The 15,446-nt window shown below is 67.9% G+C and carries 17 protein-coding genes and 1 tRNA gene; 10 read left to right on the top strand and 8 right to left on the bottom strand.

What is annotated here, in order from left to right:
- Positions 1-69: 69 nt before the first annotated feature.
- The 3 genes from ASE95_RS11255 to ASE95_RS11245 are packed head-to-tail and all read left to right on the top strand — an operon-like array spanning position 70 to position 1,697.
- On the top strand, positions 70-552 hold the full coding sequence (locus ASE95_RS11255) for a UPF0262 family protein (RefSeq protein ID WP_056635717.1): 483 nt from the start codon (positions 70-72) through the stop codon (positions 550-552).
- A 30-nt stretch (positions 553-582) separates the two neighbouring features.
- Entirely contained in the window at positions 583-1,251 is a 669-nt protein-coding gene (locus tag ASE95_RS11250) for a GH25 family lysozyme (protein ID WP_162234679.1), read from the top strand.
- Positions 1,248-1,697, top strand: a complete 450-nt coding sequence (locus ASE95_RS11245) for a cytidine deaminase (protein ID WP_056635708.1) — start codon at positions 1,248-1,250, stop codon at positions 1,695-1,697. The genes ASE95_RS11250 and ASE95_RS11245 overlap by 4 nt, the downstream gene beginning before the upstream one ends.
- 67 nt (positions 1,698-1,764) lie before the next feature.
- Here the strand turns inward: ASE95_RS11245 and ASE95_RS11240 are convergent.
- Positions 1,765-1,848: transfer RNA gene (locus ASE95_RS11240), tRNA-Leu, on the bottom strand.
- A 128-nt stretch (positions 1,849-1,976) separates the two neighbouring features.
- On the opposite strand from ASE95_RS11240, the gene acs reads away from it, so the two are divergent.
- Positions 1,977-3,905: an acetate--CoA ligase gene (gene acs, locus ASE95_RS11235; RefSeq protein ID WP_056635705.1), complete on the top strand. Its 1,929-nt coding sequence runs from the start codon at positions 1,977-1,979 to the stop codon at positions 3,903-3,905.
- 54 nt (positions 3,906-3,959) lie between these two features.
- Here the strand turns inward: acs and ASE95_RS11230 are convergent, their stop codons facing one another.
- The 5 genes from ASE95_RS11230 to hflK form a co-directional block, all read right to left on the bottom strand.
- The gene (locus tag ASE95_RS11230) at positions 3,960-4,622 is read right to left on the bottom strand and encodes an epoxyqueuosine reductase QueH (protein WP_056635702.1); all 663 of its coding nucleotides are present in this window, start codon (positions 4,620-4,622) and stop codon (positions 3,960-3,962) included.
- Between the two features lie 81 nt (positions 4,623-4,703).
- Entirely contained in the window at positions 4,704-6,317 is a 1,614-nt protein-coding gene (locus ASE95_RS11225; protein WP_056636274.1) for a helicase HerA-like domain-containing protein, read from the bottom strand.
- Positions 6,318-6,399: 82 nt separating this feature from the next.
- The gene (locus ASE95_RS11220) at positions 6,400-7,938 is read right to left on the bottom strand and encodes a Do family serine endopeptidase (protein ID WP_056636273.1); all 1,539 of its coding nucleotides are present in this window, start codon (positions 7,936-7,938) and stop codon (positions 6,400-6,402) included.
- A 109-nt stretch (positions 7,939-8,047) separates the two neighbouring features.
- Complete coding sequence (gene hflC, locus ASE95_RS11215) at positions 8,048-8,923, bottom strand: protease modulator HflC (protein ID WP_056635699.1); 876 nt, start codon at positions 8,921-8,923, stop codon at positions 8,048-8,050.
- On the bottom strand, positions 8,923-10,044 hold the full coding sequence (hflK, locus tag ASE95_RS11210; RefSeq protein ID WP_056635696.1) for a protease modulator HflK: 1,122 nt from the start codon (positions 10,042-10,044) through the stop codon (positions 8,923-8,925). The genes hflC and hflK overlap by 1 nt, the downstream gene beginning before the upstream one ends.
- 72 nt (positions 10,045-10,116) lie before the next feature.
- Between hflK and ASE95_RS11205 the strand changes: the two genes are divergently transcribed.
- Entirely contained in the window at positions 10,117-11,061 is a 945-nt protein-coding gene (locus tag ASE95_RS11205) for an Mrp/NBP35 family ATP-binding protein (RefSeq protein ID WP_056635693.1), read from the top strand.
- Between the two features lie 72 nt (positions 11,062-11,133).
- On the opposite strand, the gene ASE95_RS11200 is transcribed toward ASE95_RS11205, so the two are convergent.
- Positions 11,134-11,826 carry a c-type cytochrome gene (locus tag ASE95_RS11200; protein ID WP_056635690.1) on the bottom strand — a complete coding sequence of 231 codons (693 nt, stop codon included), beginning with the start codon at positions 11,824-11,826 and terminating at the stop codon, positions 11,134-11,136.
- A 100-nt stretch (positions 11,827-11,926) separates the two neighbouring features.
- Here ASE95_RS11200 and ASE95_RS11195 point away from each other — a divergent pair, with 100 nt between their 5' ends.
- Positions 11,927-12,817, top strand: coding sequence for a prephenate dehydratase (locus ASE95_RS11195; RefSeq protein ID WP_056635685.1), 891 nt, complete (start codon positions 11,927-11,929; stop codon positions 12,815-12,817).
- 16 nt (positions 12,818-12,833) lie between these two features.
- On the opposite strand, the gene ASE95_RS11190 is transcribed toward ASE95_RS11195, so the two are convergent.
- Positions 12,834-13,034, bottom strand: coding sequence for a hypothetical protein (locus tag ASE95_RS11190; RefSeq protein ID WP_056635682.1), 201 nt, complete (start codon positions 13,032-13,034; stop codon positions 12,834-12,836).
- 143 nt (positions 13,035-13,177) lie between these two features.
- On the opposite strand from ASE95_RS11190, the gene ASE95_RS11185 reads away from it, so the two are divergent.
- From ASE95_RS11185 to ASE95_RS11170, 4 genes are read left to right on the top strand one after another with little or no spacing between them, the layout of a single operon-like run.
- Complete coding sequence (locus ASE95_RS11185; RefSeq protein ID WP_056635678.1) at positions 13,178-13,837, top strand: HAD-IA family hydrolase; 660 nt, start codon at positions 13,178-13,180, stop codon at positions 13,835-13,837.
- A complete protein-coding gene (locus ASE95_RS11180; protein WP_056635675.1) occupies positions 13,834-14,040 on the top strand; it encodes a hypothetical protein in 207 nt (68 codons plus the stop codon). Before ASE95_RS11185 ends, ASE95_RS11180 begins: the two co-directional genes overlap by 4 nt.
- A complete protein-coding gene (locus tag ASE95_RS11175) occupies positions 14,037-14,726 on the top strand; it encodes an ATP12 family chaperone protein (protein ID WP_056636271.1) in 690 nt (229 codons plus the stop codon). Before ASE95_RS11180 ends, ASE95_RS11175 begins: the two co-directional genes overlap by 4 nt.
- Before the next feature lie 41 nt (positions 14,727-14,767).
- Positions 14,768-15,382 (top strand): hypothetical protein, encoded by a 615-nt coding sequence (locus ASE95_RS11170; RefSeq protein ID WP_056635672.1) that lies wholly within the window; start codon positions 14,768-14,770, stop codon positions 15,380-15,382.
- The last annotated feature ends 64 nt before the right edge of the window (positions 15,383-15,446 follow it).

Raw genomic sequence — 15,446 nt, 5'->3', positions numbered from 1 at the left:
GCGCGCCGAAACGCGCTTGCGATGAAGCGGCCTGTGGAAATCGTGGTTGATCGGCCGTATCGGCAGCGGATGGCCGATCCGCGGATCATCGATATCGAACTGGACGAGCGCACGATCCTGTGGCGCTCGGCCGATATCGAGCAGGAACGGCGGATCGCCATCTTCGACCTGATCGAGGCGAATCATTTCGCCCCGCAGCGCGTGCACGACGATGGCTATGCCGGGCCGTACCGGGTGAGGCTGGGCGTCGAGGAAGGGCGGCTGGCCGTCGCGATCGCGCGCGAGGACGGGTCGCCGCTGGAGACGCTGGTGCTGGGGCTGGCGCGGTTCCGCCGGCCGATCCGTGACTATTTCGCGATCTGCGATAGTTATTTTCAGGCGATCCGCCAATCGACGCCCGCACAGATCGAGACGGTCGACATGGCGCGGCGCGGCATCCACAACGAAGCGGCCGAGTTGCTGCGTGAGCGACTGGACGGCAAGATTCACATCGATTTCGACACGGCGCGGCGGTTGTTCACACTGATCTGCGTCCTGCACATCAAGGCTTGAGTTTCGATTATGTGGGGTTTGGGACGGCTCGTGCTGGTTCTGGCCGCGTTCGCGCTGGCCGGTGTCGCGGGATGGCGGCTGGCGATGCGCTGGTCGCCGCCGCTGGAGCGCTATCCGGTGCAGGGGGTCGACGTGTCGGAGACGACGGGGACGATCGTGTGGCCGGTGCTGAAAGGCGCGGGCGCGCAATTCGGCTATGCGGTGGCGACGGTCGGCGCGACGACGCGTGACCGAAATTTCCAGGCGAACTGGGATGCGATGGCGCGCATCGGGATGAAGCGCGGCGCGATGCACGTCTTCTCCTTCTGCCAGTCGCCCCGCGTGCAGGGCGACGTGTTCAACACCGTCGTGCCGCGCGACCTGCGCGCGCTGCCCGCCGCGATCGCGTTCGACTATGACGCGCAATGCCCCGACCGGCCGCAACGCGCGGCGCTGGTCGCCGGCGTGCGGGCGATGATCGAGCGAATCGAGGCGCATACCGGCACGCCGGTGATCCTGCGCATCGCCGCGGACGTGGAGGACGATTATCGGCTGACCGAGGCGTTCGACCGGCGCTGGTGGGCGGCGGGGAAGTTCCTCAAGCCCGCTTACGGTTCGCGCCCCTGGGCGATATGGCGCGCCAGCGACATGCGTCACATCGACGGGGTGCAAGGACCGGTGAACTGGAACGTGGCCGTACAAGGAGCCTTTGCGCAATGAACGACGAAGCGACCCGGCTGATCGCCGCCGCCCGCGACGCGGCGCGCCACGCGCACGCGCCTTATTCCCGATTCGCGGTCGGCGCGGCGGTATTGCTGACCGACGGCAGCTTGGTGACCGGCGCGAATTTCGAGAACGCCAGCTACGGCCTGTCGCTGTGCGCGGAGACGGTGGCGATCGCGACGGTGGCGTCGCAGGGGCGGCTGCGCGAGGTCGTGGCGGTCGGGGTGATCGGCGGCGCGATGGATGCCGCCGGCCAAGCCACCGGCGATACGCCGGTGCGGCCGTGCGGACGGTGCCGGCAGGTGCTGAACGAGGCCGCGCAACTGGGCGGTCGCGATCTGACGGTGCATTGCGCCGGGGCGGAGGGAAGTGCCGTCGCCAGTTATCGACTGAGCGAGTTGTTGCCCGATGCGTTCGGGCCGGCGGACCTGGGAATCGCCTGACGGGCGGACCGTACCGGCGGCCGACGCGACGCTCGGGATAACGACATTCGACCCGCACGGGGGTGGGTGGTGCGGGCGGTCGGACTCGAACCGACATGTATCGCTACGGCAGATTTTGAGTCTGCTGCGTCTACCATTTCGCCACGCCCGCACAGGCACCGCGGGGCGCCTATACGGCAGAGATATGCCGATGGCTAGGGTGTCCGCCGACCTGGAACGCTCACCGACTTGACCCGCCGCCCGCTTCCGCGTCATCGCGTGCCCGCATAGGAGATACGCATGAGCGATACCGTGTACCCCGCCCGCGACGGCACCGGCGACAGCATCGATCGCGCGACGGCCGATGCCGCATGGCAGCGGTCGGTCGACGACCCCGAAGGTTTCTGGCGGGATGAAGCGGCGCGAATCGACTGGATCACGCCGTTCACTCAGGTAAAGGACACATCATTCGACGAGGCGGATTTCCGCATCCGCTGGTTCGCGGACGGCGAACTGAACGTGTCGGTCAATTGCGTCGACCGGCACCTCGACAGTCGCGGCGATCAGCCGGCGATCGTGTGGGAGGGCGACGAACCCGGCGAGACGCGGACGCTGACCTATCGCGAACTGCACCTCGACATGTGCCGGTTCGCGAACGTCCTGAAAAAGCTGGGCGTGAAGAAGGGCGACCGCGTCACCCTGTACCTGCCGATGATCGCGGAGGCGGCGGCGGCGATGCTGGCGTGCACGCGGATCGGCGCGATCCACTCGATCGTGTTCGGCGGCTTTTCTCCCGACAGCCTCGCCAACCGTATCCGGGATTGCGATTCGACCGTGGTCATCTGCGCCGACGAAGGCTGCCGCGGGGGCAAGCGCATCCCGCTGAAGGCCAATGTCGACAAGGCGCTGGCGCATTGCCCGGGCGTGGAAAACGTGTTGGTGATCCGTCGCACCGGCGGTGACGTCGCGATGACCGGAGGACGCGACCTGTGGCTGCACGACGCGTTGGCCGACGTCGACGACGAGTGCGCGCCCGAGCCGATGAACGCGGAGGACCCGCTGTTCATCCTCTACACCTCCGGTTCGACCGGGCAGCCCAAGGGTGTGCTGCACACCACCGGCGGTTACCTGTTGTGGGTGACCAAGACGTTCCGGGACGTGTTCGATTACCGCGACGGCGAATTGTTCTGGTGCACCGCCGATATCGGCTGGGTCACCGGGCACAGCTATGTCGTCTATGGCCCGCTGGCCAATGGCGCGACGACGGTGATGTTTGACGGCGTCCCCCATTATCCCGATCATGGGCGATTGTGGGAGACGATCGACCGGCTGGGCGTCAACATCCTCTACACCGCGCCCACCGCGATCCGCGCGCTGATGCGCGAGGGCGACGATTGGGTGACGAAGCACGATCGCGGTTCGCTGCGCCTGCTCGGCACGGTCGGGGAACCGATCAACCCGGAGGCGTGGAACTGGTACCACCGCGTCGTCGGCGGCGGTCGCTGCCCGGTGGTCGACACATGGTGGCAGACCGAGACCGGTGGCATCCTGATCTCGCCCCTGCCCTATGCCACCGACCTGAAGCCGGGATCGGCGACGAAGCCGCTACCCGGCGTGCAACCGCAGCTCGTCGATGCCGACGGCAAGGTGCTGGACGGCGCGACGCAGGGCAATCTGTGCCTGACCGACAGCTGGCCGGGGCAGATGCGCACGGTGTGGGGCGATCACGACCGGTTCTTCCAGACGTATTTCAGCACCTACCCCGGCAAGTATTTCACCGGAGACGGGTGTCGCCGCGATGACGACGGCTATTACTGGATCACCGGTCGCGTCGACGATGTCATCAACGTGTCCGGACATCGCATGGGCACTGCCGAGGTCGAGTCGGCGCTCGTCTCCCACACCAAGGTCGCGGAGGCCGCGGTGGTGGGCATGCCGCATGACGTGAAGGGACAAGGCATCTACGCCTTTGTCACGCTGAACGCCGGGGTCGAGCCGTCCGACGCGCTGCGCGACGAATTGCGCCAGTGGGTGCGCGGCGAGATCGGGCCGATCGCCAGCCCTGACGCGCTGCAATTCGCGCCCGGCCTGCCCAAAACCCGATCGGGCAAGATCATGCGCCGCATCCTGCGCAAGATCGCCGAGAACGACACCGCCAACCTGGGCGATACCTCGACGCTCGCCGATCCATCGGTGGTCGAGACGCTGGTCGCCGAACGCGTGACGTAACATGCGGCACGCCCGTCATCCCGGACCCGATCCGGCATGACGGGCGCGTCACGCTCACCCGGCGGGATCGTCGCCGTAGAACATCTCGCCGATGCGAATCTCCTCCCGCCCCTGCGACACGCGATGCGCGTTGGTATCGCGCAGCGAATAGACGCAGCCGCAATATTCCTGCTGGTAGAAATGCTCGCGCTTGGAGATCTCGATCATCCGCGCCGCGCCACCACCCTTGCGCCAGTTGAACGTCCAGTAACCGACGCCCGGATAGTGCGCCGCCGCACGTTCGCCGCAATCGTTGATCTGCGCCATGTTCTTCCAGCGCGAGATGCCCAGCGAAGAGGTGATGACCGGGAAACCATGCTCGTGCGCGTACAGCGCCGTCCGCTCGAACCGCATGTCGAAGCACATCGTGCACCGTGCGCCGCGTTCCGGCTCCATCTCCATACCGCGCGCGCGCCTGAACCAGTTGACGGTGTCGTAATCGGCATCGACGAACGGCACGTCGTGCTGCTCGGCGAAGCGGATATTCTCCTCCTTGCGCAGGATATATTCCTCCTTGGGGTGGATGTTCGGATTGTAGAAGAAGATGGTATAGTCGATCCCGCTGGCGGTCATCGCCTCCATCACCTCACCCGAACACGGCGCGCAGCACGAATGCAGCAGCACCTTCTTGTGGCCGTCGGGCGGGGTCAGCAGCGGGCGGTCGTATTCGGTCGTCATGCGCGCGCCCCTAGCGGAAAAGACGCGCAAAGTCACCGCCGCCTCGCCGCGATCGCGACGAGGAGGGCGGCCACGGCGGCCTCAGCGTCGCATCAGGCCGCCCAGCACCCCGCGCATCACCTGCCCCAGCAATCCGCCGCTGCGCGCGCCACGGCGCGACGACCCGAATACCGCGCGCGTCACCTCGTTGGCGACGGCACGCCCGACCGCCGACGATGCCGATCGCGTCGCCGAGGTCATCGCCCTGCCCCACGGGTCGCTCGCCGCCTCGCGCTCGGCGGCGCGGCGGGTCCGCTCGGCTTCGCGCGCAATGCGGGCGTCTTCCCTGGCCTGCATGACCGCCGCCTTTTCCGCGTCGCCCGACGCGCGCGTCGCAGCGGCGGCCGCGGCAGATTCCTGCGTCTTCGCGGCGAGCATCTCCTCGGCCGATTCGCGATCGACCCGCACGTCGTACTTCGCGCCGATCGCGTCGGTATCGATCAGCACGCGGCGCTCCTCCGGCGTGACCGGGCCGACGCGACTGGCCGGCGGACGGATCAGCGTTCGCTGCACCGGCGAGGGCGCACCGTCGATCTGGAGCAGCGAGACCAGCGCCTCACCGGTCCGCAATTCGGTGATCGCGGTCACCACATCGACGCCGGGGCTGGCGCGGAACGTGTCGGCGGCAGCCTGCACCGCCTTGCGATCGCGCGGGGTGAAGGCGTTCAGCTTGTGCTGGATGCGGTTGCCGAGTTGCCCGCCGACCCCTTCAGGCACGTCGATCGGGTTTTGGGTGATGAAGTAAACGCCGACGCCTTTGGAGCGGATCAGCCGCACGACCTGCTCGACCCGGTCCAGCAGCGCCGCCGGCGCTTCGTCGAACAGCAGATGCGCCTCGTCGAAGAAAAAGCACAGCTTGGGTTTGTCGATGTCGCCGACCTCCGGCAAATGCTCGAACAACTCGCCGAGCAGCCACAGCAGGAACGTCGCATATAGCTGCGGCGAGGCCATCAACTTGTCGGCGGCGAGGATGTTGACCAGCCCACGCCCTCGATCATCGGTGCCGAACAGATCGTCCAGCTCCAGCGCCGGTTCGCCGAAGAAATGCTCCGCCCCCTGCGCACGTAATTGCAGCAGCGCGCGTTGAATCGCCCCCACCGACTGTTTGGAGACGTTCCCGTAGCGGGTCGTCAATTCCTCGGCGCGTCCGGCGCAATGCGCGAGCATCGCCTGCAGGTCGTCGAGGTCGAGCAACAGCAGCCCCTCCTCGTCCGCAAGGTGGAAGGCGATCGTCAGCACGCCCTCCTGCACCGCGTTCAGCCCCAACAGCCGTGCGAGCAGCAATGGCCCCATTTCGGTGATCGTGGTGCGGACCGGATGACCCTGCTCACCGAACAGGTCCCAGAATTGCACGGGCATATCCCCGTAATGCCAGTCGCTCGCGCCGATCTCCGCCGCGCGCGCGGCGAAGGCGGCATGGCTTTTGGCGGTCGCCGATCCCGGCATCGCCAATCCCGACAGATCGCCCTTCACGTCGGCGAGGAAACAGGAGACGCCCGCGTTCGAGAACCCCTCGACGATACCCTGGAGGGTGACCGTCTTGCCGGTGCCGGTCGCGCCCGCGATCAGGCCGTGCCGATTGGCGCGCGCCAGTTCGAGCCGCTGCGGCGCAACGCCGCCCGCCCCGGCACCGATCAGAATGCCTCCGTCCGCCATGCACATTCCTCCGCGGCCAACAAAAAGGCCGCCGCATCATGCGATGCGGCGGCCCATTTGGCCAGCGGCAGGAAGCCTGCGCTTACTTGATCTTCACCGCGATCAGCGCGCCGGACACGCGCCCACGGGTCATGCTGAGCAAGACCGACGGACGCCCCGCCGCCTTCGCCGCGGCGACGATGCGCGCGACATCGGCACCGGTGCGCACCGGCTGCGAATTGACCGAGGAGATCACGTCGCCGCGCTTCAGCTTCTGCCCGGCGTCGGTGGCCGGATCGACCGCCGCCACCACGACGCCCTGCACGGTCGAGTCGACCCCGATCGACCGCGCGATCTGCGGGGTCAGCGGCTGGACCGCGACGCCGAGCGAGCTCGACCCCGGCGTCGCCTGCGTGGCGCCGTCCTCTTCCGGCAAACCGTCCTCGCCCTCGGCCCCGCCGTTCAGCGCGGCGAGTTGATCGTCGCTCGGCCGGGTCGCCACGGTGGCGTTCAGCGTCTGGCGCTTGCCGGCGCGGACGACTTCGAGCCGGATCGTCGAACCCGGCGCGGCATTGGCAACCAGCGACGACAGCGTGCGCTCCGGCGTCACCGCCTCGCCGTTGATCGCGACCACCACGTCGCCGGCACGCAGACCGGCCTTCTCCCCCGGGCCGCCCGGCTCGGCACGGGCGATGATCTCGCCCTGATCCTTGGGCAGCCCCAGTGCGGCGGCCATGTCGTCGGTCATCCGCTGGATGCTGACGCCCAGGTAACCGCGCTGGACCGACTGGCCCTTCATCAACGTGGCCAGGATCGGCTTGGCCTCGGTCGCGGGGATCGCGAAGCCGATGCCGATGTTGCCGCCCGACTGGGAGTAGATCTGGCTGTTGATACCGATCACTTCGCCATTCAGGTTGAACATCGGTCCCCCCGAATTGCCCTGATTGATCGCGGCATCGGTCTGGATGAACGTGTCGAACGGACCCGGCTGACCGGTCGAACGATGCACCGCGGAGACGATGCCCGCGGTCACCGTGCCGCCCAGGCCGAACGGCTGACCGATCGCGACCACCCAGTCGCCGACGCGGGCACGGGTCGAATCGCCCAGCTTCACGAACGGCAGCGGCGTCGGCGAGACGATCTTGAGCACCGCCAGATCCGAGGTCGGATCGCGGCCGATTAGCTTGGCCTTGTATTCCTTGCGATCCTGCAAGGTGACCGTGATCGATTCGACCGTCGCGCCCTTCGCAGCCGGCGCGATGACGTGGTTGTTGGTCACGACATAGCCGTCGGCGGAGATCAGGAAGCCCGAGCCGAGCGACTGACCTTCCCGCGTGACGGGAGCGCCGCCACCACCGCCACCGCCGAACTGGCCGAACAACTCGCCGAACGGTGTGCCGGCAAAGGGGTTCGCCTGTTGCTGAACGGTCACTTTCTGCGTGGTGGAGATGTTGACCACCGCCGGCTGAAGCTTGGCGACCATATCGGCGAAGCTCATCGGCGCGCCGGCGCGCGGCGACGCGGCGTTGATCGCGCCGGGTTCGTTCTGCGCGATCTGCGCCGTTGCCGGATTCTGAAGCGCCAGCGACGCCGCAGTGCCGCCGAGCAGGAGTGCGCCGGTCAGGGCGTAAGCATAACGCACGGTTTTCATGTCCTCTTGGTCACCCGATCCGAAAGTGATGAATACGCAACATCTATTGCCACAGTGGCGATGAACGGCGTTTGAATGTGAACGACGCCGTCAGAACGAATTAACGGCCGCCTCCCTGAAACGCACGAAGATAGCCATTGTTCGGACTCATGATGATATTGGTCGAACCTTCGGGCGGCGGATTGCCGTCGGCGCCGAATGTATGACGATAGCTCTGCATCGCACGATAGAAATCGTAGAAGTCGGCATCCTTGCTGAACGCGTCGGCATAGACGCGCGCGGCCTGCGCATCGGCCTCCGCGCGCACGATCTGCGCCTGCTTCTGCCCCTGCGCGCGGATGGTATTCGCCTCCTGCTGGCGCGCCGTGCGCATCCGCTGCAACGCGCTTTCCAGCGGGCTGCCCTCCGGAAGGTCGGCGTGCTTGATCCGCACGTCGACCACCTCGGCACCATATTGGCGGGCGGAAGTTTGCAGCGAGTTCTGGATCGCGTCCATCACCGCGCCACGCTCCGGGCTGAGCAACGTCGCGAACGGCACCTTGCCGAGTTCGTTGCGCAGCGCCGTGCCCAGCAACGGGCGCAACTGGTCCGCGACGCGCTCCTCGGTGTTCGACGTGCTGCCGGTCGAGGTTACCGCCTTCAGCGGATCGACGATCCGGAAGCGTGCATAGGCATCGACGTTCAGCCGCAATTGGTCGGTCGACAGCACGAGCGTGTTGTCGAGATCGGCGTCAAGCACGCGCTTGTCGACCCACACGATCTTGTCGATGAACGGCACGCGCGCGATCAGCCCGGCGCCGTCGTTGCCGATCGTCTGGCCCGGCTGCCACTGGTTCACCAGCCGCACCGGGTTGTTCAGCCGCAGAACCACCGCCTGCTGCGTTTCGGGTACGATCGCGAACGTCGCCGCCGCGACGATCGCCAGCACCAGCGCCAGCATTCCGGCGGCGATCGGATTGCGCATCAACTGCGACATCAGCGCTGCCCCTCCTGCGCGGGGGCGGCAGCCGCGGCGGGCGGCGATGCAGCCGGCTGCGTCGGTTCCACCAGCCGTCGCGCGCGATCGAGCGGCAGGTACGGCGTGACGCCCGGCGTCTCGACGATCGTCTTGTCGGTCTTGGCCAGCACGGCCTCCATCGTCTCGTAATACATGCGGCGGCGGGTCACCTCGGGGGCGAGGCGATATTGCGCATAGACCTGGTCGAAGGCCGATGCCTCGCCCTGCGCGCGCGCGATCACCTGCTGCGAATAGCTGCGCGCGTTGTTGAGCGCGCCGACCGCCTCCTGCTGCGCGGCGGTGACGGCGTTGAAATCGTCCACCAGCGCCGCCGGGGGCGACGCCTGCTTGATCGACACACCCTGCACGCGCACGCCGGCCTGATAGCTGTCGAGGATCTGCTGCATCACCTGCGTCACCCGCGCCTCTACGGTGCCGCGTCCCGCACCGATCGCATCGTTCATGCGCGTGGTGGCCAGCACCGCGCGCATCGCGCTTTCCGCCGTGGCGCGCACAGTCTCCTGCGGGTCCTTGATCTCGAACACGAAATTGCGTGGATCGGACACGCGCCAGCGCACGGTATAGGCCAGATCGATGATGTTCTGGTCACCGGTCAGCACCGTCTCGCCGCCGTCCTGCGGAAATTCGTCGGTGCGCACCTGCTCGACGTCGACCTTGGTCACGTTGACGATCGGGGCAGGCAGGGTGACGCGAATGCCCGGCTCCAGCATCCCCGAATATTTGCCGAAATAGGTGACGACCCCGCGCTGCTGCGGCCCGATCTGATGGAAGGAGGTGAGCAGCAACCACACCGCGATCAACAACGTGACGCCGATCAGCCACAGCGTCCGCGCCGACGCGCCGAGCGGCAGTTGCGGGCGGCCACCGCCGCCACCCCCACCGCCGCCGCCCACGCGCGCCTTCTTCAGGAATTCGTCCAGCGCGGTCGGCTTGCTGCCCGTGGCGCGCCGTCCGCCGGGCGGCACCGACCATGGATTGCGTGGGCCGGCGCTGTCGTCGCCACCGTCGCCTCCCCAGGGTCCGTTATTGTCGGCGGCAAGAATGTTCGGGCGCCGGAGCCAGCGTCGCAGGATGGTCATGTTGGTCTTTATAGGTAGGCGCGTCGCGAAAAACAGTGGCAAGCCGCGCCAACGGGCCTACGGATCGCCTCCATGAGCGAGAAAGACGTGATCGAGGCGGTCCGTGCGGTCGCCGGCACCCGCGCGACGGTGCGAATCGAGGCGCAGCGGATCGGCGTGGTGATCGATGCCAGCGGACTGGATGCGCCGGCGCGCGACGCGCTGGAGGCGAGCGTGCGGATGGCTGCCGCCTTGCCCGGATATGACGTGCGCACCGTCGTCACCGCCGAACGGACGCAGCGCCGCATCATCGCTGTCGCCAGCGGCAAGGGCGGAGTCGGCAAATCGACGCTGTCGGCGAATCTGGCGATCGCGCTTGCCCGCGCCGGGCGGCGTACCGGGCTGGTCGATGCCGATATCTACGGTCCGTCGCAGCCGCGGTTGATGGCGGTGGAGGGCACACGGCCGCAAGCGCGCGACAAGGTGCTGTTGCCGGTCGCGACGCCGTATGGCGTGCCGTTGCTGTCGATGGGTCAGCTGGTGGAGCCGGGCCGTGCGATCGCGTGGCGGGGACCGATGACGGCGGGCGCGCTGGGCCAGTTGATCGATGCCGACTGGGGCGCCACCGACACGCTGGTGGTCGACCTGCCGCCCGGCACCGGGGACGTGCAGCTGACGATGGTGCAGAAGCATCGACCGGCTGGCGCGGTGATCGTCTCCACCCCGCAGGATCTTGCGCTGATCGACGCGCGTCGGGCGATCGACCTGTTCGTGAAGGCCGGGGTGCCGATCATCGGGCTGGTCGAGAATATGGCCGGTTACGCCTGCCCGCATTGCGGCGAGGTATCCGACCCGTTCGGTCACGGCGGGGCGGAGGCAGCCGCGCGGGAAGCAGGCATCCCGTTCCTGGGCCGTGTGCCCCTGGATATCGCGATTCGCACCGCGTCGGACGCTGGACAGCCGCCGGCCGCATCAGACGACGATCGCGTGTTCGCGCCGATCGCGGCGCACGTGGCGGCGTGGCTGGAAGGCAGTTGATGCGACGGCGGGCGTAGCGCGGCGATCCGCACCGGATCGCTACGCCACGCCCCCGATGACATCGCGCTGGACTTAGGGCTTGGCGGGCGGAACCGCGCCGAGCGCCTTGTCCTCGCTGGCGGCGGGATCGACCGACGGCGCGCCCGATGCCGGGGTGCCGGTGTTCGCCAGATCGGCGGTGTCGCCCTTCGTCGCTTCGGTAACGTTCGCCACCGCCGGATCGGTCGGCGCGCCGGCCGCCGGGGCGGCGGGCAGCGGCAGATTCGAGCCCTGCTGATTCAGATAGACGATCAGATTGGCGCGATCCTCGGCATTGCCGAGCCCGGCGAAGGTCATCTTCGTGCCGTTGGCGAACTTGCGCGGGCTGGTCAGCCACGCGTTCATCTTCTCGAAGTCCCACACTCCGCCCACGCTTTTCAGCGCGTCGGAAAAGGCGAAGCCGCCCTTGCCCTGGCCGACGCCCTCACCCATCGTGTGGTACAGGTTCGGACCGATGCCGTTGGCGCCACCCTGGTTGATCGTGTGGCAGGCAGCGCACTTCTTGAACACTTCCGCACCCTTGGCAGGGTCCGCCGCGCCCAGCAGCGAGGCGATCGGCACCTCGGCCGCGCCGCCGCCGCCGGTCTCCTCGACGCCCTCGATCGCGTAGCCCATCTTTTCCGGGCGTTCGCCATGGAACAGCATGCCGCCCGCGATCGACAGGCCCAATGCCGTCCCCGCCGCCGCCAGCGCCCAGCCGAAAATCGTATTGGTCCGGTCGTCCATGTCGCCGCTTCGCCCCTCTCACTTCACCGTTCCATAGAAAGGGCCATCCCGCATCGCAAGCGCTTGAGCAGCGACACATGCTCTTCTAGGCCGGCAAGCCATGCAAAGTTACGCCGCCCCCGCCCGCCCGATCGTCGCCGCCATGACCCAGGCAGCCGCCGCCGCGCCCGATCGCGCGGTCGCCTTTCAGGGCGCGCCGGGCGCGAACAGCCACGTCGCCGCGAACGAGGCATTCCCATCGGCGTTGCCGCTGCCATGCTTCAGTTTCGAGGATGCACTGGATGCGGTGAAGACCGGCGCGGCGGATTGCGCGATCATCCCGATCGAGAATTCGCTGCATGGCCGGGTCGCCGACATCCATTTCCTGCTGCCCGAATCCGGGCTCGTCATCACCGGGGAGCATTTCCTCGGCATCCGCCACGCCTTGATCGGCTGGGGAACGCGCGACGCGGTGCGGCAAGCGATGAGCCACCCGCAGGCGCTGGGCCAATGCCGCCACTGGTTGAGGGCACATGGCATCGCACCGGTCAATTATCCCGACACGGCGGGCGCGGCGGCAATGGTCGCCGAGCTGCGCGATCCCGCGATCGCGGCGCTGGCCCCGCCGGGCGCGGCGGCGATCTACGGGCTGGAACTGCTGGCGACCGACATCGCGGACGCCGACCACAACACCACCCGCTTCGTCACGCTGGCGCGCGGCGCGCGGCCGCTGGTCGGCGACGGTCCGTGGATGACGACCTTCATCTTCGAGGTGAGGAACACCCCCGCCGCGCTCTACAAGGCGATGGGCGGGTTCGCGACCAACGGCGTCAACATGACGAAGCTGGAAAGCTATCAGCGCGGCGGCAGCTTCGCGGCGACCGAATTCTTCACCGATGTCGAGGGGCGGCCCGGCGATCCCGCCTTCGACCGCGCGATGGAGGAACTGGGCTTCCACTCGAAATGGGTGCGCGTGCTCGGCACCTATGCGCAGGCGCGCAAGCGCGGCTGACCCTGCGGGCGGCGAATCAGATCGCCGCGCCGCTCGCCACCCCCCAGGCGGCGTACGTGCCGGCCATCACCGCCACCGAACAGGTGATCCCGAACAGCACATAGCCGACGTACATCAGCACCGGCGGGTTCGCGCGCGACAGCTTGCGATTGCGCGACGCGCCGCTCAGCACGAAACTCAGCAACATCCCATAGGTCAGTGCAACGGCTTCGATCATTATCCGCCCCTCGGCTCCATGAAAGTCCACGCCGACACCCCCCGGCGCCGGCTTGCGATTAACCATATCGGCGGTCCGTCACGAAGTCGTTAACGCGGCGTCTTGCCGCTTGCCTCTCACGGCTCGCCGACTAATCGAGGGCCATGCCCATCCGACTCGCCGTCTTCGATTGCGACGGCACGCTCGTCGACAGTCAGGCCAACATCTGCCGGGCGATGGAACGCGCGTTCGACGGTGCCGGCCTGACGCCGCCGCCGCGCCCGGCGATTCGCGCCATCGTCGGCCTGAGCCTGGTCGAGGCGATGGCGGTGCTGGCCCCCGCCGCCGAGCCCCATCGCCACGTCGCGCTGGCCGACGCCTACAAGGTGACGTTCCGGGCGATGCGCGACACTGGCGAACTGGACGAGGAACCGTTGTACGACGGGCTGGTCCCGGCGCTGGACGCGCTGGCCACCGACGGCTGGGCACTGGGCGTCGCCACCGGCAAGTCCGACCGCGGGCTGGCGCACGTGCTGGCGCATCACAGGCTGACGCCCCGGTTCGTGACGTTGCAGACCGCCGACCGCCATCCGTCGAAGCCGCATCCCGCGATGCTGCACGCCGCCATGGCGGAGGCGGGCGCGTTGCCCCATATGACCGCGATGATCGGCGACACCAGTTTCGACATGGCGATGGCGCGTGCCGCAGGGGTGCGGGCGGTGGGCGTCACCTGGGGCTATCACCGCGAGGATGCGCTGTGGAGCGCCGGGGCGCAGACGATGGCGCGGCGCTGCGCCGACCTGCCCGCGTGTCTGGCGGCATGAACGACCCGGCGCGCCCACGCTGGGCGGCGATGGTCGCGGTGCGGCTGGCGGCGACGGCGGGCGCGCTGCTCGGCATCGTGTTGCTGGGCCGGGCGCAGACGCTCGCCCCCAGGCTGCTGGGGATCGCGATCGTCGTCAGCGCCCTGTGGATGCTGGCGATCGTGCCCCGCGCGCTGGCGCGACGTTGGAGAAGCCCGAAGTGAAGCGTTTCTGGACCGAGGTGGCGATCGATGCCGACGGCGCGATCCGACTCGACGATCGCCCCGTGCGCACCCCCGGTCGCGCGCCGCTCGCCCCGCCGACCCACGCGCTGGCCGCGGCGGTCGCGGACGAATGGCGCGCGGTGGGTGAGACGATCGACCCGCGTGCGATGCCGCTGACCGGGCTGGCCAATGCCGCGATCGACCGGGTGGCGGCGTCGCCGGCGACCTTCGCGGACGGGCTGGCGATCTATGCCGAAAGCGATTTGCTATGTTACCGCGCGGATGGTCCGGCGGAGCTGATCGCGCGACAGTCGGCGGCATGGGACCCGCTGCTCGACTGGGCGCGTGATCGCTACGACGTGCATTTCACGATCGTGACCGGCATCATGCACCAGCCACAGCCCCCCGCCACGATCGTACGCCTTGCCGAGGCGGTGGCCAGCCGCGACCCCTTCCACCTCGCCGCCTTGTCACCGCTGGTGACGCTGACCGGCACGCTGGTCGGCGCGCTGGCGCTGGCCGAGCGCGCCATCGACGCGGACACGCTATGGGCAGCGGCGATGGTCGATGACGACTGGCAAACCGAACGCTGGGGCGAGGACACGCTCGCCACGCAGGCGCGCGCGGGCAAGCGCCACGATTTCGACGGCGCGGCGCGCTTCCTGACGCTGCTGGACGCGGGATAAGGCGAAGCCGCGGCGCTGTCGCCCCCGGAAAGGACCATGACGTGACCGACTCCACGATTTCCGGATATGTTGCCGGCTGGTCTACATCGCCCTTCGCGGGCATCGATCTGGCGCCATGGATCGCCGTTCGCGAAGTCGAGCGGATCGTTCGCGATGCCGTGCGACAGCTCGGGGGCGACTATGATCGACACGGTGAGTTCGCGATCCACCGGACCGCGACCGTCGAGCCCGGCGTCGTGCTGAAAGGACCGGGCATCATCGGCGCGCGCAGCTTCGTCGCGGCCGGATCTTACCTGCGCGGCGGCACCTTCCTGGATGAGGATTGCATCATCGGCCCGAATTCGGAACTGAAGAGCAGCTTCATGTTCGCGGGGTCGAAGATCGCGCATCTGAACTTCGTGGGCGATTCGATCATCGGGTCGCGCGTGAACATCGAGGCCGGGGCGATCGTCGCCAATTACCGCAACGAATTGGATCGCAAGGAAATCCGCATCAGGCTGGCGAGCGGCATCATCGATACCGGCGTGGACAAGTTCGGCGCATTGATCGGGGACAACGTGCGGATCGGGGCGAATGCGGTCATCGCCCCCGGCGCGATGATCGCGCCGGGGTCCAAAGTCGCCCGGCTGCAACTATTCGATCAATATCCCTATTGATCCGGGGTTCACCGGTGCCGGACCGATCGCCGAGAACGACTATCCACACCCTTCAGTGCATGCA

Origin of the sequence: Sphingomonas sp. Leaf231, assembly GCF_001421995.1 — a bacterium.
In the GTDB taxonomy this organism is placed as follows: domain Bacteria; phylum Pseudomonadota; class Alphaproteobacteria; order Sphingomonadales; family Sphingomonadaceae; genus Sphingomonas.
Note: the sequence above shows the minus strand (reverse complement) of the source record. Positions and strands in the feature narration are given on the sequence as shown.